Annotated in this window: 8 protein-coding genes; 2 read left to right on the top strand and 6 right to left on the bottom strand. The window is 58.3% G+C overall.

Annotation, left to right across the window (positions count from 1 at the left end):
* The first annotated feature begins 272 nt into the window (after nucleotides 1-272).
* Both treY and treZ read left to right on the top strand, forming a co-directional pair.
* Nucleotides 273-2,558, top strand: coding sequence for a malto-oligosyltrehalose synthase (treY, locus tag IEW66_RS07065; protein ID WP_188681529.1), 2,286 nt, complete (start codon nucleotides 273-275; stop codon nucleotides 2,556-2,558).
* On the top strand, nucleotides 2,555-4,429 hold the full coding sequence (treZ, locus tag IEW66_RS07060; protein WP_188681528.1) for a malto-oligosyltrehalose trehalohydrolase: 1,875 nt from the start codon (nucleotides 2,555-2,557) through the stop codon (nucleotides 4,427-4,429). Before treY ends, treZ begins: the two co-directional genes overlap by 4 nt.
* On the opposite strand, the gene glgX is transcribed toward treZ, so the two are convergent.
* The 6 genes from glgX to IEW66_RS07030 all read right to left on the bottom strand — a co-directional run bounded on the left by glgX (nucleotide 4,326) and on the right by IEW66_RS07030 (nucleotide 15,534).
* On the bottom strand, nucleotides 4,326-6,440 hold the full coding sequence (gene glgX, locus IEW66_RS07055; protein ID WP_188681602.1) for a glycogen debranching protein GlgX: 2,115 nt from the start codon (nucleotides 6,438-6,440) through the stop codon (nucleotides 4,326-4,328). The genes treZ and glgX overlap by 104 nt on opposite strands.
* Before the next feature lie 35 nt (nucleotides 6,441-6,475).
* Entirely contained in the window at nucleotides 6,476-7,747 is a 1,272-nt protein-coding gene (locus IEW66_RS07050; protein WP_188681527.1) for a phosphotransferase, read from the bottom strand.
* Nucleotides 7,744-9,402 (bottom strand): maltose alpha-D-glucosyltransferase, encoded by a 1,659-nt coding sequence (gene treS / locus IEW66_RS07045; protein ID WP_188681526.1) that lies wholly within the window; start codon nucleotides 9,400-9,402, stop codon nucleotides 7,744-7,746. Before treS ends, IEW66_RS07050 begins: the two co-directional genes overlap by 4 nt.
* Nucleotides 9,399-11,300, bottom strand: a complete 1,902-nt coding sequence (locus IEW66_RS07040) for an alpha-1,4-glucan--maltose-1-phosphate maltosyltransferase (RefSeq protein WP_306789771.1) — start codon at nucleotides 11,298-11,300, stop codon at nucleotides 9,399-9,401. Before IEW66_RS07040 ends, treS begins: the two co-directional genes overlap by 4 nt.
* Nucleotides 11,301-11,319: 19 nt before the next feature.
* Complete coding sequence (gene glgB, locus IEW66_RS07035) at nucleotides 11,320-13,455, bottom strand: 1,4-alpha-glucan branching protein GlgB (RefSeq protein WP_229657552.1); 2,136 nt, start codon at nucleotides 13,453-13,455, stop codon at nucleotides 11,320-11,322.
* Nucleotides 13,456-13,542: 87 nt separating this feature from the next.
* Entirely contained in the window at nucleotides 13,543-15,534 is a 1,992-nt protein-coding gene (locus tag IEW66_RS07030; RefSeq protein ID WP_188681524.1) for a thermopsin, read from the bottom strand.
* Nucleotides 15,535-15,641 lie beyond the last annotated feature (107 nt).

The raw sequence follows: 15,641 nt of genomic DNA, 5'->3' as shown, positions 1-15,641 counted from the left end.
TGGGCGAATAATAACACGAAATCAGAACGGCCCTACTAGCTGTCTACTGTTATTTCTCATAGATTTTTTCTTTGGGATTCTTAAATCACTGCTCTATTGAGCACATATTGTCTCCAATGGCCTTTGACTTTGTGGTTTAAGTTATAGTGGGTGAGGATGCCACTGAACCTATTTTATATCGGTTTTCCTATGGGCCAACACGATCAACTTCTTCTTTTGACCCTTAGTGACTTTGGCTGAAAGGTTTTACACGATGAATCCCTCTCTGTACCGTGCCGGAAATCACGTCCACTTACAGGCTCCAGCTCAGCGGCAGCTTCCGCTTCGGTGACGCACTGAAGGCACTCGATTACATCAAAGGTCTGGGGATATCGCACCTGTACCTCTCACCTATCACCGAGGCAAGGAAGGGCAGCAGCCACTTCTACGATGTTGTGGACTACTCGAAGGTAAGCGAGCAGCTGGGTGGTGAAAGGGATCTAATTTCGCTCTCCAGGGCCTGCCAGTCCGGGGGTATGGGCATAATCATTGACTTTGTTCCGAACCACATGGCCTACAGCCCGGAGAACGTGTTCCTCAGGGACTTCATGGTCAACGGCTTCGCCTCCAGGTACTCAACATACCTTGACCTCAGGCACAGTGGCCAGGAGGACTGGAAGGTCGCCTTTCCGTTCCTCCCTGAACCCTACGATGCCTGCCTGGAAAAGGGCACACTAACCTTCGTTGCAGGTGACAGCCCGGGCCTCGTAACCCCCTCAGGTACATGGCCTGTGCCCAGGGATGTGGCCGGGGAGCTGAAGAACTTCCCTAGGAGGGGTGATGGGACAATCGAAGCGAACAAAACAGAGAAGCACAGGCTCGTGAGGATGCTCAACATGCACCCCATGTACTGGCGCTACGGGAACGCACAGATCAACTACAGGCGCTTCTTCATGGTCAACGACCTCATTGCCGTGAGGCAGGAGAACGAGAACGCTTTCAGGGATACCCATGCGCTCCTGTTCCGCCTTGCCTCCGAGGGCATAATAGATGGCGTGAGGATCGACCACATAGACGGCCTCTATGACCCGACAGGCTACCTCCAGTCCATTCGCTCGAGGCTCGGCGGACTGAAGGTCTATGTGGAGAAGGTCCTGTCACGGAACGAGGCCCTGCACCCCGACTGGCCCGTGGAGGGCACCACCGGCTACGACTTCATGTACGCGCTGGACTCATTTCTGGTCAGCAACGATGGGTTCTCACAGGTACTGCGCACTTACCTGGGCCTCACGGGCCAGGCCAGCTTCGGGAAGGTGGTGGAGGAGTGCAAGCTCGCTAACATAGAAGGGGGCCTCCGGCCCGATGTGGACTTCGTCTCGTCCACGCTAAAGAAGGCCATGGAGGGCTATCCCGAAGCCTACGACGCCCCCCTTGAGGAGTACAAGAAGTTCGTGGTCGAGTTCCTTGTAAGGGCAGGGAGGTACAGGTATTACCTGAGCGGTAGGGTGTCTTCAGAGATACAGGAGATAATGGAACAGATACCCGGCCAGGTATCACGGGTCATAAGTGAGCACCTGGGCGACAGGAGGCTCGTTGATGCCGTGAGGAGGCTGCAGCAGCTCTGTGTCTCCTGCCACGCAAAATCTGTTGAGGACATGGCCTTCTACAGGTACACGCCACTCATCTCAATATGCGAGGTGGGCCATGACCCGTCACACCCGGCCTCATCGCATGAAGAGTTCACCAGGTTCATTGAGGGCCGCTCCAGGTGGCCCCTTTCCATGAACGCAACATCCACGCACGACACCAAGCTGGGCGAGGACCTGAGGTGGAGGGTCACGGCCATATCCTACTTTGCCGACGAGTACACAGCGCACCTCGTCAGGTATGCAAGGACGTTCCCTGACGTTAGGGCCGAGCACCTGAGCGCTGCGCTCCAGCTGGCCATCGCGCTCCACGGAAACGGGCATGTCTATGAAAGGCTCACTGCCCACCTGACGAAGGCCATGAGGGAGAGCTCCCTGGTCACATCATGGGAGACACCGGACACCGGTTATGAAAGCAGGGTCACAGGGATAGCGAGGGAAATGATGGAAGATGGTGGCCTGGGGGCGATCTCGGAGAAGGTCAGGCTGCTTGCAAACGAGATATCGCTCTTCGCAACAGCATGCAAGGTCATATGCCCGGGCGTCCCTGACTTCTACCAGGGCTCCGAGGTGGGGAACTTCAGCTTCGTTGACCCTGACAACAGGAGGCAGATGGACTTTGAGGCCCTGGGGCAGGGCAGGAGGGAGGGAGAGGAGGTGCCATGGAAGCAGGAAATGGTGAGGAAATCCCTCTCACTCTTCAGGAACGGCAGGGGTTCGGTGAGGCTCCTGGGCGCATTCAAGGACAGCGGGAGGCTGTGGGTACACTCCACCGACGGTTCTGTGGAGGCCTTTGCCCTCCTCTCCGTCTGCGGCTCAGAGGTGCAGCTGCCGCCAGGGAATTGGAGGAGCATGAGGGACGGAAACATATATGCCGGGATGTATTCACCCGGCAGGACCTATGCTGACCTGCTCTGGAGGGAACTGAATTGAGGCTTCCAAGGGAGATAGCAAAGGAACTCGGGGCCAGGAGGGACGGCCAGGACATCAGGATAACGGTCTGGGCGCCCCTCCAGAAGGAGATGAAGGTAGAGGTTGACGGCAATCTATATGCAATGGAGAGGGGCGAGTACGGCACCTTCCATGTTGACGTGCCTGGCGACTCGAAGCAGTACCTCTATGTGCTCCAGGACGGGTCGAAGGTACCGGACCCTCTGTCGAGATACCAGCCGGAGGGCGTGTTCGGCCCCACCGCCATGTACTTTCCCGGTCCAGAGAAGAGGGTCAGGAACCCGGAGAGGCACCTGGAGGATGCCATAATATACGAGATGCACGTGGGCACCTTCACCCCCGAGGGCACGTTCAGGGCAGCGGCGGAGAAGGTGGATGACCTCCTGGACCTTGGCGTGAACACCATCGAGGTCATGCCGGTGGCGGAGGCCATGGGATCCTTCAACTGGGGGTACGACGGCGTCTTTCCCTTCGCGCCAAACCACAACTACGGCACCCCCAGGGACTTGATGGACTTTGTGGAGCACTGCCACAGGCTGGCACTCTCCGTCATCCTGGACGTTGTATACAACCACCTCGGCCCGGTGGGCAACCACTTCTACCCCCTGTGCAACATATTCTCAGAACGCTATTCCACTCCCTGGGGCAGGTGCATCAACTACGACGGCCCCGGTTCTGACTTCGTCAGGGAGATATTCGCGCAGAACGTGGAGTACTGGCTTAAGACATTCAGGTTCGACGGCCTGAGGTTCGATGCCGTGCACGCGATCTTTGACAGTTCACCGAAGCACATACTCACCGAGATGACGGAGAGGGCGAACAGGGTTGCGCAGGAGGAGGGCCGCGTGGTCGTGCTCATAGCGGAGAGCGACCTGAACGACCCGAGGGTCGTATCGCCGGGGCCCTACGGCTACGGCTTCGATGGGCAGTGGAGCGACGACTTCCACCATGCACTGCATGCGGTAATGACAGGCGAGAACAACGGCTACTACTCCGACTTCGGGAGGATAGAGGACCTGGTGGACGCATACAACCATTCGTTCGTCTACAACGGCCGCTACTCCGCATACAGGCAGAAGACGCACGGGGCCGATGCGTCAAGGCTTGCCAGGTGGCGCTTCGTCGTCTACATGCAGAACCACGACCAGGTGGGCAACAGGTTCAGGGGCGAGAGGATGTCCACCCTGGTTGACTTCGAGACGTACAAAATAGGCGCCGTTGCAACGATAATGTCTCCGTTCACGCCCATGATCTTCATGGGTGAGGAGTACATGGAGGAGAACCCCTTTCTCTTCTTCTCCGACCCGCCGGACGGGGAGATGAAGAAGGCCATAAGGGAGGGCAGGAAAAGGGAGTTCATGGCCTTCGGCGGCACAGGTGACCTCTACGACCCCACGGACGTGTCCGCTTTCCAGAGGAGCAAGCTGGACTGGCGTTCCCTCACGAAGGCGGCGAACAGCAGCTGCAGGAGGCTCTATAGCGACCTGATATCCATGAGGAGGACCATGGTGATCGGTTCGGAGTTCATAGGTGCCAGGAAGTTCGGCCAGAGGGGTGTGGTGTTCGCATACAGGCACGACGGCTACACACTCAACGTGGCCCTCTCATTCCCCGGCAACGGAAGGATGCTCCTCCCCCTCTCCAGGGTGCTCCTGGACACGGGGTGGAAGAAGTACGGAGGGGAGAGGGAGAACACCAGGGCCGTTGAGGACTCCTCGGCCGTAATATACATGACGGAGGGGCACACGCTCACATCTCCTGTATCACCGCAGCGGAATCGGCCCGCAGCAGGTAGCGGTCCTGGTAGACAGGGGCAGGGTAGTACTGGAGGGAATCGCTCACAGAATCGATGAGCACCTTCCAGCCGCGCTCGCTGTGCGGGAGGTTGAACATAACATCTCTGTCGGAAGCGTTGAACAGGAGTATGAGGTCACCGTTTGTCGCCTCCTCGTCATACGGGTCCCTGACCTTACCCGAGAGGTGCACGGCCAGGTACTTCTGCTCTGCCTTTGACCAGTCCTCCTGCGTCATCTCCGTGCCGTCCGGCCTCAGCCATATTACGTCCCTGGCCCCTGTGTCCGGTCGCCTCTCGCCGCTCAGGAAGTTCCTCCTCCTCAGGACGTTGTTGTTCCTCCTGAGGTGTATGACCAGCTTCACGAACTCCAGGAAGTGCTTCTTCCTCTCGTCGAGGTTCCAGTCGTACCAAGATATCTCGTTGTCCTGGCAGTAGGCGTTGTTGTTTCCCTGCTGCGTCCTCATTATCTCATCGCCTCCCAGCAGCATCGGGACGCCCTGCGAGGTGAAGAGCGTTATCATGAAGTTCTTCATCCTCCTCATCCTCTTTGCCAGGATCTCCCTGTCCTCAGTGGGCCCCTCCACGCCGAAGTTGACGCTGTAGTTGTCGTTTGTGCCGTCCTCGTTGTTGTGGCCGTTGGCCTCGTTGTGCTTCCTCTCGTAGGAGACGAGGTCGTTGAGCGTGAAGCCGTCATGGCATGTGATGTAGTTGATGCTTGAGTGCGGCCTCCTGCCGTTCTCCTCATACAGGTCAGGCGAGCCGGAGAGCCTGGTGGCGAACTCACCCATCATCCCGGGGTCCCCCCTCCAGAACCTCCTCATCGAGTCCCTGTACTTTCCGTTCCACTCCGCCCAGAGCGCCGGGAACTGGCCCACCTGGTACCCGCCAGGGCCAACATCCCAGGGCTCCGCTATGAGCTTGACCCTTGATATCACAGGGTCCTGGTGCACTATGTCGAAGAAAGCAGATAGGCGGTCAACATCGAACAGCTGCCTTGCAAGCGTTGCGGCCAGGTCGAACCTGAAGCCGTCCACATGCATCTCCAGTACCCAGTACCTGAGGCTGTCCATGACCATCTGCAGCACGTAGGGGTTTGAGGCGTTGAGGCTGTTCCCCGTGCCGGTGAAGTCCACATAGTACCTGGGGTTCTTTGGGTCTAAACGGTAGTAGGAGAGGTTGTCTATGCCCCTGAAGGACAGGGTGGGGCCCAGGTGGTTGCCCTCCGCCGTGTGGTTGTATACAACGTCGAGGATGACCTCTATGCCGTTCTCATGCAGGCGCCTGACCATCTCCTTGAACTCCCTCACCGCCCCGCCCGGAGACTTGTCACTGGAATACCTGAAGTCAGGGGCGAAAAAGCCTATGGTGTTGTAGCCCCAGTAGTTCCTGAGGCCCCTGTCCACCAGGTACTTGTCGTCCACATGGTGGTGCACGGGCATGAGCTCCACGGAGGTGATGCCCAAGTCCTTCAGGTAAGAGATGACCCTGTCGGACGCCATTGCTTTGTATGTGCCCCTGATCTCCTCCTCTATCTCCGGGTGCCTTGCGGTTATGCCCTTCACGTGCGTCTCATATATGACCGTCCTTGTCCACTCGTGCCTGGGCCTCCTGTCCCCCTTCCAGTCAAAGTTCCCGTCCACGATGACGCACTTCGGCATGTTTCCGGCATCATCGGCTTCGTTGAAGGAGAGGTCTTCCCTGCTATCACCTATATTATAGCCGAAGAGGTCGTTGCTCCACTTTATCTCCGACGTTATCGACCTGGTATAGGGGTCTATGAGGAGCTTGTTCCTGTTGAACCGCAGCCCCTTCTCCGGTTCGTATGGGCCGTCCACCCTGTACCCGTACAGGGTGCCGGGGCCCAGGCCTGAGACGAAGGAGTGCCACAGGAAGGCGTCCTGTTCCCTGAACTCTATGACCTCCTTCGGGTCCCTGTCATCAGGCCTGCCATAGATCTCAAGGTAGACCGCGGTAGCATTCTCCGAGAATATTGAAAAGTTAACGCCCCCCTCCTCCTCGGACCACGTGGGTCCGACGGGGAACGGGGAGCCCCTGCCAACCTTCAGCATATCCACCCCCTTGCAGCTCTCGTACAATATTAAAACTATGCTATGAGGCCACCTATGTACTCTAGGGGTATCTGGACCCAGTCGGGCCTGTTGTTCATCTCGTAGCTTACCTCGTAGAGCGCTTTCTCTATTGTGTAGAACCTCAGGGCTGCGGTGGCCCTCTGCTCCCCCATCTCATCCACCAGTTCCGACCTGTCCATGTATTTCCTGATGAGCAGGTCGGAATGCTCCCCATACCATGCCTCCATGGAGTCCCTGTCCGCGCCACCCACCTTCCAGGCGAAAGTGGCGGCGTAGTGCAGCGAGCGCACCAGGCCAGCCAGGTCCTTCAGGGGCGAGTTCATGGCGATCCTCTCCTCCAGCGGTCTTGCCGGCTCCCCCTCGAAGTCTATAAAGTAATACCCGTCCGGGCTGTGGAGCACCTGACCCAGGTGGAGGTCCCCGTGTATCCTGCAGAACCTCGTCCCCAGGACGCTGGCAAGGGAACCGTCGATCGTATTCACAAGTGAGAGTGAACCCAGTACCTCAGAAGGCCTGCCCTCCTGCACCCTCTCCCTCAGTGCGGAGAGGTTCCGCATGACGGATGCCCTCAGTGTCTCTATCCTCTGCCTGGATGCCACCTCGCTCCCGGACTCCAGGAGGATGTTGTGCATCCTGGCAAGGTTCTCACCCAGGTCAGTGACATCTGCCTTCAGGCCACTGCCACTGCCTGTGAGCGTTGACGTGAACCTTGACCAGCCATCGCCGTCGTTCTCCACGAACCCTGAAGCGCTCAGGAATGTCCCCCTCTCGCTGCCCATAACTGCCTCAACTATCCCGATGGGTTCTGGCACCCTCCTGAACCCACCTTTCCTCAGCATGAGGGGCATCTCCCAGTCAGGGTTGGGGCCAGGGGTGAACCTCCTTATGACCTTCAGCATCACCTCCCTGCCGAAGAGGATGCTGGTGTTGCTCTGCTCCCCCTGGAAGATCCTCCTCTCTCCGTACCTCCTGGGTGCGCCGCTGAACCTCCTGCCCTGGAAAACCACGCCTTCCCCGGAGGCCATGTCGATCATCTGGAGCAGATGGTCCTGCACCACCTCGTCCTGTGTGCCGTCAAGGGCCTCCCCGTGCATCTCCACAACAGGTATCATGAGGAGCTCGCTCCTGCCGCTGTTGAAGAAATACCTGCAGCACACCACAGACCTCTCGCCATCTATCCTTACCTGCCCCTCCACCGAGACCTTCGTGATCCTCTCCCTCTTGAAGGGGTACCACCTCATCTTCGGCACCGTCTGTAAGAGGAACCTCTCCAGGCCGCCGTTCACTGTGCACCACCCTGCGTCTGCTGCAGTTCGAACCAGAAGTATGCGCGCCCGGGGAGGGTGAAGAAGTACGGCAGCTCTCCTATGGGCGGGAACGGCTCCTGGGATATGGTCTCGACAGGGGTGTAGCCCCTGTACTCTTTGAGGTCAAGCTGGAGGTAGGTGGGCTTCTTGGACAGGTTGAAGAGGCAGAGCATCCTCTGCTCCCCGTACTTCCTCAGGTAGGCGAGGACCCTCTCGTTGCCGCCGTGCAGGAACTCTATCTCCCCGCGGCCCAGGACGAGGGAGTAGCGCTTCCTCACCCTTATTATCCTCTTAAGCCAGTTAAGGAACGATGTCTGGAGCCTGGACTGCGCCTCAACGTTGAAGGTCTCGTAGTGGTAGTTCGGGTTCGTTATGACGGGGGAGTAGAGCATCTCCGGGTCGCACTTGGAGAAGCCAGCGTTCCTGTCTGCGCTCCACTGCATGGGCGTCCTGACGCCGTTCCTGTCGCCCAGGTAGATGTTGTCGCCCATGTTGATCTCGTCCCCGTAATAGAGGATTGGGTTCCCAGGCAGCGTGAGGAGCATCGCGTGCAGCAGTTCCAGTGTTGCCCTGTCGTTGTCCACAAGGGGCGCGAGGCGCCTCCTTATGCCCAGGTTCAGGCGCATCCTCGGTATCTTAGCGTACTCACTGAACATTATGTCCCTCTCCTCATCGGTCACCATCTCGAGCGTGAGCTCATCATGGTTCCTGAGGAATATCATCCAGTCGCAGTTCTCAGGTATTGGCAGCGTCTGTTTTATGATGTCCTCTATGGGGAAGGCGTTCTCCCTGGCCAGAGCTATGAAGATCCTGGGCATGAGGGGGAAGTTGAAGGCCATGTGGAACTCGTCGCCGTTCCCGAAGTACTGCTTCGCCTCCGTGGGCCACTGGTTGGCCTCGGCCAGGAGGATGCAGCCCGGGAACTCCTCATCGATCATCCTCCTGAGTTCCTTGAAGTACTGGTGCGTCTCCGGTAGGTTCTCGCAGCTGGTCCCCTCCCTCTCGAACAGGTACGGGACTGCGTCGCACCTGAACCCGTCCAGGCCCATGCGGAGCCAGAAACGCACCACGTTCTTTATCTCCTCCCTCACCGCTGGGTTGTCGTAGTTCAGGTCCGGCTGGTGGCTGTAGAACCTGTGCCAGTAGTACTGCTGCGTGTTCGGTTCCCAGGTCCAGTTCGACTTCTCTGTGTCTATGAATATTATCCTCACGCCTTTGTACTTCTGGTCTGTATCGCTCCAGACGAACCAGTCATGGTACGGGCTGTCCCTGCTCTTTATGGCCTCCTGGAACCAGGGGTGCTGGTCCGACACATGGTTCAGGACGAGGTCCGCGATGACCCTTATGCCCATGTCGTGCGCCTCGTCAAGGAACTTCCTGAAGTCCTGTATCGTCCCGTATTCCGGCTGTATCGAATAGTAATCGGATATATCGTACCCGTCGTCCCTCATGGGCGATTTGTAGAAGGGTAGGAGCCAGACGCAGTCTATGCCCAGGCCCTTCAGGTAATCCAGCTTCTCCCTAAGGCCGTTGAAGTCCCCTATCCCGTCGTTGTTGGAATCGTAGAAAGACTTCACGTGCAGCTCGTAGTAGACCGCATCCCTGTACCAGAGGAGGTTCGTCCTGTCTATCATGCTCTCCTCCTCAGAACGTGTGCACACCTCTCTCCTGGTGTGAGTTTCACGTAGTTGTACTCCCCAACCCAGTTATAAACTTCACCACTGAGCAGGTCCTCCATCCTGTAGGGCTCGTTGAAGCCAATGCCGAACTTCCATACTGGCACCTGCACCGTTGCGGAGTGCTCCTCGAATGGGTTCACGTTCACAACCACGTAGACCCACTCATCACCGTGCCACCTGGAGTAACACACTATGTTCGGGTTGTCTGACCTGTAAAACTCCACGTTCCTGAAGAACTGCAGGGGCCTGCACTCCCTCCTGATCTGGTTCAGCCTCGCTATGAAGGCGTTTATGTTCCCCGGGGCACCGAAGTCCCTGGCCTTCACCTCGTACTTCTCCGAGTCCAAGTACTCCTCCGAGTTCGGCCTGGCCCTGTTCTCGCAGAGCTCGAAGCCGCTGTATATGCCCCATAGCGGTGACAGCGTGGCCGCAAGCACTGCACGCATCATAAACGCTGGCCTGCCCCCCTTCTGCAGAACGTCTGTGAGTATGTCGGGGGTGTTGGTGAAGAGCATGGGCCTGAAATGCTCCGCCACCTCGCCGCTGTTTATCTCGGTGAAGTAGTCCCTGATCTCGTAGTCATAGTTCCTCCATGTGAAGTATGTATACGACATGGAGAAGCCAACCTTCGATAACTCGTACATAATGGATGGCCTCGTGAACGCCTCTGCGAGGAATATGGCATCAGGGTACTTTTCCCTCACTTTCGCTATCAGCCACTCCCAGAAGTCTGTGGGCTTGGTGTGCGGGTTGTCGACCCTGAAGGCCCTGACGCCCTGCTCTGCCCAGAAGAGGAAGATGGAGAGCATCTCGTTCCATAGGCCCTCCCTGTCGGTGGTGTCGAAGTCAAAGGGGTATATGTCGAAGTACTTCTTCGGCGGGTTCTCCGCATACCTGATCGAACCGTCCTTCCTGTGTCTGAACCACTCCGGGTGCTCCCTCACGTACGGGTGGTCGGGGGAGCACTGGAGAGCGATGTCCATGGCCACCTCGAGGCCCATCGACCTCGCCTTCCTCAGAAATTCCCTGAAGTCTTCCAGTGTGCCGAGATCAGGGTTCACGCTCTTGTGCCCGCCCTCATCGCTCCCTATGGCCCACGGGCTCCCCGGGTCCCCGGGCGCGCACGGTATCACTCCGTTCTTTCCACGCCTGTTCGTCCTGCCTATCGGGTGGATCGGCGTTATGTACACTGTGTCGAAACCGAGGTCTCTGGCATGCCTGAGCATGGCCGTGCAGTCCCTGAGCGTACCGTGTTTCCCCGGGTCGGAGGTGCACGAGCGGGGGAAGAACTCGTACCATGATGCGAACCTTGCCTCCTCCCTTTCCACCCTGACCCTTACGGCCTCGCCCTCCTCCAGGTGCAGCCTCCTGTCGAACAGGAAAGCCGCCTCCGTCAGTCCGGGTGAGGTGGAGAGGGAAGCGATGGTGCCGTAGTCCCTGGCAACTATGGCCTCCATGAGGCGCTTGAGCACCGCTGCCCTGCTGGCAGGCCTCTTCCCGAGGGCCCTTGACAGTATCTCCCTGCCCTCCTCCGCGTCCATACTCACGTCCTCGCCAGAAGCGTACCACTTGGCGAAGTCCCTGGCCCATGTGAGGAGCGGGCTGTGCCACCCTGCGACCGAGAACTCGTAGTCGCTGAGCCTCTCTATCGTGAACGATGCGGTGAAGTAGTCGTCGGGCTGCGGTCTCATGCGGACCTCCTTCCACCTGCCACCGGCGGCCCTGTACCTCAGGGCTGCCAGGACAACGTCAGTGCCGTGAGAAAAGACCCTCGCCCTTACTTCAACATCCTCGCCAACGGTCCTCTTCACCGGGTACCGGTTGCACTCGACCACGGGCCATACCTGGCTTATCCTTATGGTGCCTGACAGGTCAATCCCTCCTTAGCATGATAGCGGCCAGTGGCGGCAGCGTCAGTTCAACGGACTGCCCGAAGCCGTGGAAGGGCACCCTCTCAGAGGACCGGCCGCCCATGTTGCCGGTGTTGGAGCCCCCGTAGAATGAAGAATCCGAGTTGAAGACCTCCCTGTAATACCCTGGCTCCGGTACACCGACCCTGTACCCGTGCCTGACCACCGGGGTCATGTTGAACACGCACACCACCTCATCACCCTTACCTCTCCTGATGAAGCTTATGACACTGTTGTCCCTGTCCGAGAAGTCTATCCACCTGAACCCCTGGCTGTCGCAGTCGCCCTGGTGCAGTGCGGGCGTCTCCCTGTAGAGGGCCAGGAGGTCCCTGACCAGGACCTGGAGGCCCCTGTGCTCGGTCCTGGAGAGCAGTGCCCAGTCCACCTGCCCCTTCACGTTCCACTCCGAGAACTGCCCTATCTCGTTTCCCATGAAGAGGAGTTTCTTGCCAGGGAACATGAACATGTAGGAGAGCATGAGCCTCAGATTGGCGAACTTCTGCCAGGCATCGCCTGGCATCTTGCCTATCAGTGAGCCCTTGCCGTGCACTACCTCGTCGTGGGACAGGGGCAGTATGTACCTTTCGCTGTATGCGTACCACATCTCGAAGGTCAGCCTGTCCTGCTCGTACTTCCTGTAGATGGGGTCCCTGGAGAAGTAGTCCAGGGTGTCGTGCATCCACCCCATGTTCCACTTGTAGTCGAAGCCCAGGCCCCCCTCCTCCGGTGTCCTTGTGACGCCGGGCCAGGCTGTGCTCTCCTCTGCAATGAGAACAGCATCGGGCCTGTACTGCTTCACCGCCCTGCTCAGTTCCCTGAGGAACTCTATGGCCTCAAGGTTCTCCCTCCCCCCGTAGCGGTTCGGTATCCACTCACCTGGCTTCCTTGAATAGTCCAGGTAGAGCATCGACGATACTGCATCGATCCTGAGTCCGTCTGCCCTGTACTCGTTGAGCCAGAATAGCGCGCTCGATATGAGGAAGTTCCGCACCTCGTTCCTGCCGTAGTTGAATATCCTGGTACCCCAGTCAGGGTGCCTGCCCAGCCTCGGGTCCTCATGGTCGTAGAGGTGCGTTCCATCGAACCTTGAGAGCGAGAAGTCATCGTCAGGGAAGTGTGCGGGGACCCAGTCCAGGATCACGCCTATGCCCTCGGAGTGCAGCCGGTCTATGAGCCTCTTCAGCCCCACAGGATCGCCGTACCTGGCGCTCGGCGCATAGTACGAGGTGACCTGGTAACCCCAGGACTCGTCAAGGGGGTGCTCCATGAGGGGCAGGAACTCCACATGCGTGAAGCCCATGCTCTTCACGTACCTGCACAGGTCCTCTGCTATACTGTCGTATGAAAGGAAGTCGTTGGGCCGGGCAGGGTCGCGCTTCCAGGAGCCCAGGTGCACCTCGTAGACGGCCATGGGCCTTGAAGCATCAGACTGCTCACCCCTGAAGCTGCTCCTCCACTCATAGTCCAGGGAGGCGACCACTGAACCGGTGTTCGGCCTCTTCTCTGTCCTGAAGGCGTACGGGTCCGCCTTCTCCTTTACCGTGCCGTCCCTCCAGCGCACGGCGTACTTGTATACCTCACCCTCACCGATCCCGGGCACGAAGAGTTCCCATATGCCCGAGTCCTGTACGTTCACCATGGGGTGCGCCCCGTGCTTCCAGTGGTTGAAGTTCCCGATCACGGACACCGCCCTGGCGTTCGGCGCCCACACGGCAAACCTCACGCCCTCGACGCCCTCTATCGTCATGATGTGGGCACCCAGGGTCCTGTAACTCTCGTAGAGCCTGCCGCTCTTGTACAGGTATATCTCGAAGTCGCTTATGGACGGCCTGAAGGAGTAAGGGTCTTTACGCCTTGAGACGTACCCACCGATCTCCCTGTAGCACACCCAGTACTCATGCGGAAGGACTTCCCTGCCTGCAAGGCACGTGAAGAACTTCTCCCCCACCTCCTCCATGCCGATCCTCCCGCCGGCCGTCTCCACCCATGCCTCCAAGGCAAGCGGCAGGTAGGCGTTAATCCTCACCATCTCCCCTTCAGTGTGGGGCCCGAGCACGGAATCCGGCCTGGATGTTTCGAAACGTATGACGGGCTCCATTGCCAGCATGATGCGTTGATAGTGCATGTTCTTTAATAAACCCAACCGGCCGGGTACCTTATTGGTGCACCTACGGAGGTGGGGGCCTCACCTCCTCCTGATCACTGCGGCTGCCACCACGACCGCAACAAGGATCAGGATCACGAGGCCAAACGTCAGGAGGCCGTTTGACACCTTCTCGAACTTTATCTGCAGTGTCACGTTGGAACCGTCCACCCTCAGGGTGCTGTTGTATTCTGCCCTGTACCCGGGAGGAGCCTGTACCAGGACACTGTATGTCCCGTTCGGCATGAGTATGCTGAGGGCCGTGCTGGACGTTTCGACCGTATAGTTTCCGACCACGATCTTCCACACCTGCCCTGAGAGGCCCGTCTCCTCCACCGTCACGGTGTTGAGTGTGCTGTAGAACGTTATGTAAAGGGAAATGCCCTTCCCGTCCACATAAAACGTGCCCATGTCCGGGTATGGCAGATAGGTGGTGTTGCTCCAGTGTACAGTGAAGTTATAGGTGCCGTTGGGCAGTTCGAACACTATGGTCCTGTTCGATGTGCTGACGCTCATGTTGCCTATGGTTACCGACCACTTTGCGCCGGCAGGCAGGCCGCTCTCCATGAAATCGACCCTGTAGGTGAGGAGCGTGAAGTTCACATACAGCACGGTGTTGGACCCGTTGACAAAGAACGTGCCGGTGGAGTTCACAGGTAAGTAGGTGTTCTCAAGCGATATGACGGTATAGTTGTAGGTTCCATTGGAGAGCTGCACGGAGAGGTTCTGCGCGTCTCCCTTCAGCACTGTGCCTGTGTCCAGCCTGACCTCCCACCCGTAACCCTGTGGGAGGCCGTGTTCTGTGAACGTGACGGTGTAGAGCTTCCCGGCGTCCAGGTGCCTGTAATGGCCGGCCTTCAGAGTCACGTTCTGCTGGAATACCACCTGGCCCCTGTCCAGCAGCCTGACCTCGTACGTGCCGGGGGCCAGTGTCAGGTTGGCTGACCAGCCACTGAAGGCATACCCGGTGTTGTTGACCTCAACGTACCCAGAGTAGAAGCCGGTGGAGATGTTGAGGAAGCTGACCTCGTTGCTCGTGTATATGGTTCCAAGGGCGTCACCGGTGGAGCTGTTCTTCACAAGGGCGAACAGCGACCCGTTCTGCGGGTAGTAGTAGGCACTGTCCGTGGCGTTCCACAGGGTCTCTGCAGTGTTAGAGCCGAAGTTGTATGCGTTCGCTATCTCCTGGAAGTTGTGGCCGTTGTAGTAGAGGAGCGAGAGGTAGACATTCGAATCCATATCCTGAGTGCCCGTCCCGTTCCCCGGCCCGCCGAGTATGAGCTCCGCATCGTAGAACGTGTATCCTGTGGGCTCGTACTGGAAGCCGTTCACCTCGAACACGGGCTTTCCGGAGACGTTGGTTGCGAAGGTGAATGTAACGGTGTCGAAGGCCACCCACCCGTACCCGTCATTGTAATAGAAGGTGACCTCGGGGTCCCTGCCTGGCTGCGTGGCGTTGACCATGAGGTCGAGGGTTGCAGGGTACCTCAGGTCTATTCCGTTGCCGGGGAGCGTGTTGTTGGGCGCGTAGTAATAGTAATCGATACTCTTTCCCGCAGGCGCCACTGTGCCGTTGCCTGAGACCGTTGAGTTGTACATGCTCGCGCCTGGAGAACTCATGTTCCATATGTTGTCTATGAAGAACACCTGGCCATTTGTGGTGTTCAGGAACGCAACGTCCTGTACCCAGTACACATACTGCACTCCGGAATCGTTGAAGACCAGGTTGACATTCAGTTGTATGGACATGTCGCTGGCGGTGCTGTTTAGCGAGCCGTTATAGGTTCGCAGCGAACCTATGCTAACAGTGCCTAGAAAGGAACTGGTCCTGTACTCGTAAGGGGTGCCACCTGGGCCTATGCCGTAGTCCGCTATGCCCACAGGGGCCGGTTCGGCCTGGTAGGAGCTGAACGGGTTGACCTGCATGCCCTTCCCCGGGAAAACGCCGCCCTGTACCTGGGCATGAGGGTGTGAGAGCGGGATCAGGGTTAGGATGAGGAGCATCACAAGGATTAGCGTGAGGGACCTCAGCATGCTTGAGCATCCCTGGATGGCTTAAAAGTTTCTCCCCTCACACCGTTTCGGGCACGAACACATGATCGCAGGGCCCTTGCAGGTCGTGATGCCCCTCCACCATGTTC

It is taken from the genome of Thermogymnomonas acidicola, from assembly GCF_014646795.1.
Classification (GTDB): Archaea; Thermoplasmatota; Thermoplasmata; order Thermoplasmatales; family Thermoplasmataceae; genus Thermogymnomonas; species Thermogymnomonas acidicola.
The sequence above is the reverse complement of the archived record's forward strand: the minus strand, read 5'-3'. Positions and strand labels throughout refer to the sequence as shown.

Excerpts from the sequence above, each read along its gene's own strand:
- glgB (WP_229657552.1), bottom strand. The coding sequence starts at position 13,455 with ATGGAGCCCGTCATACGTTTCGAAACATCCAGGCCGGATTCCGTGCTC.
- glgX (WP_188681602.1), bottom strand. The coding sequence starts at position 6,440 with ATGCTGAAGGTTGGCAGGGGCTCCCCGTTCCCCGTCGGACCCACGTGG.
- treS (WP_188681526.1), bottom strand. The coding sequence starts at position 9,402 with ATGATAGACAGGACGAACCTCCTCTGGTACAGGGATGCGGTCTACTAC.
- IEW66_RS07030 (WP_188681524.1), bottom strand. The coding sequence starts at position 15,534 with ATGCTGAGGTCCCTCACGCTAATCCTTGTGATGCTCCTCATCCTAACC.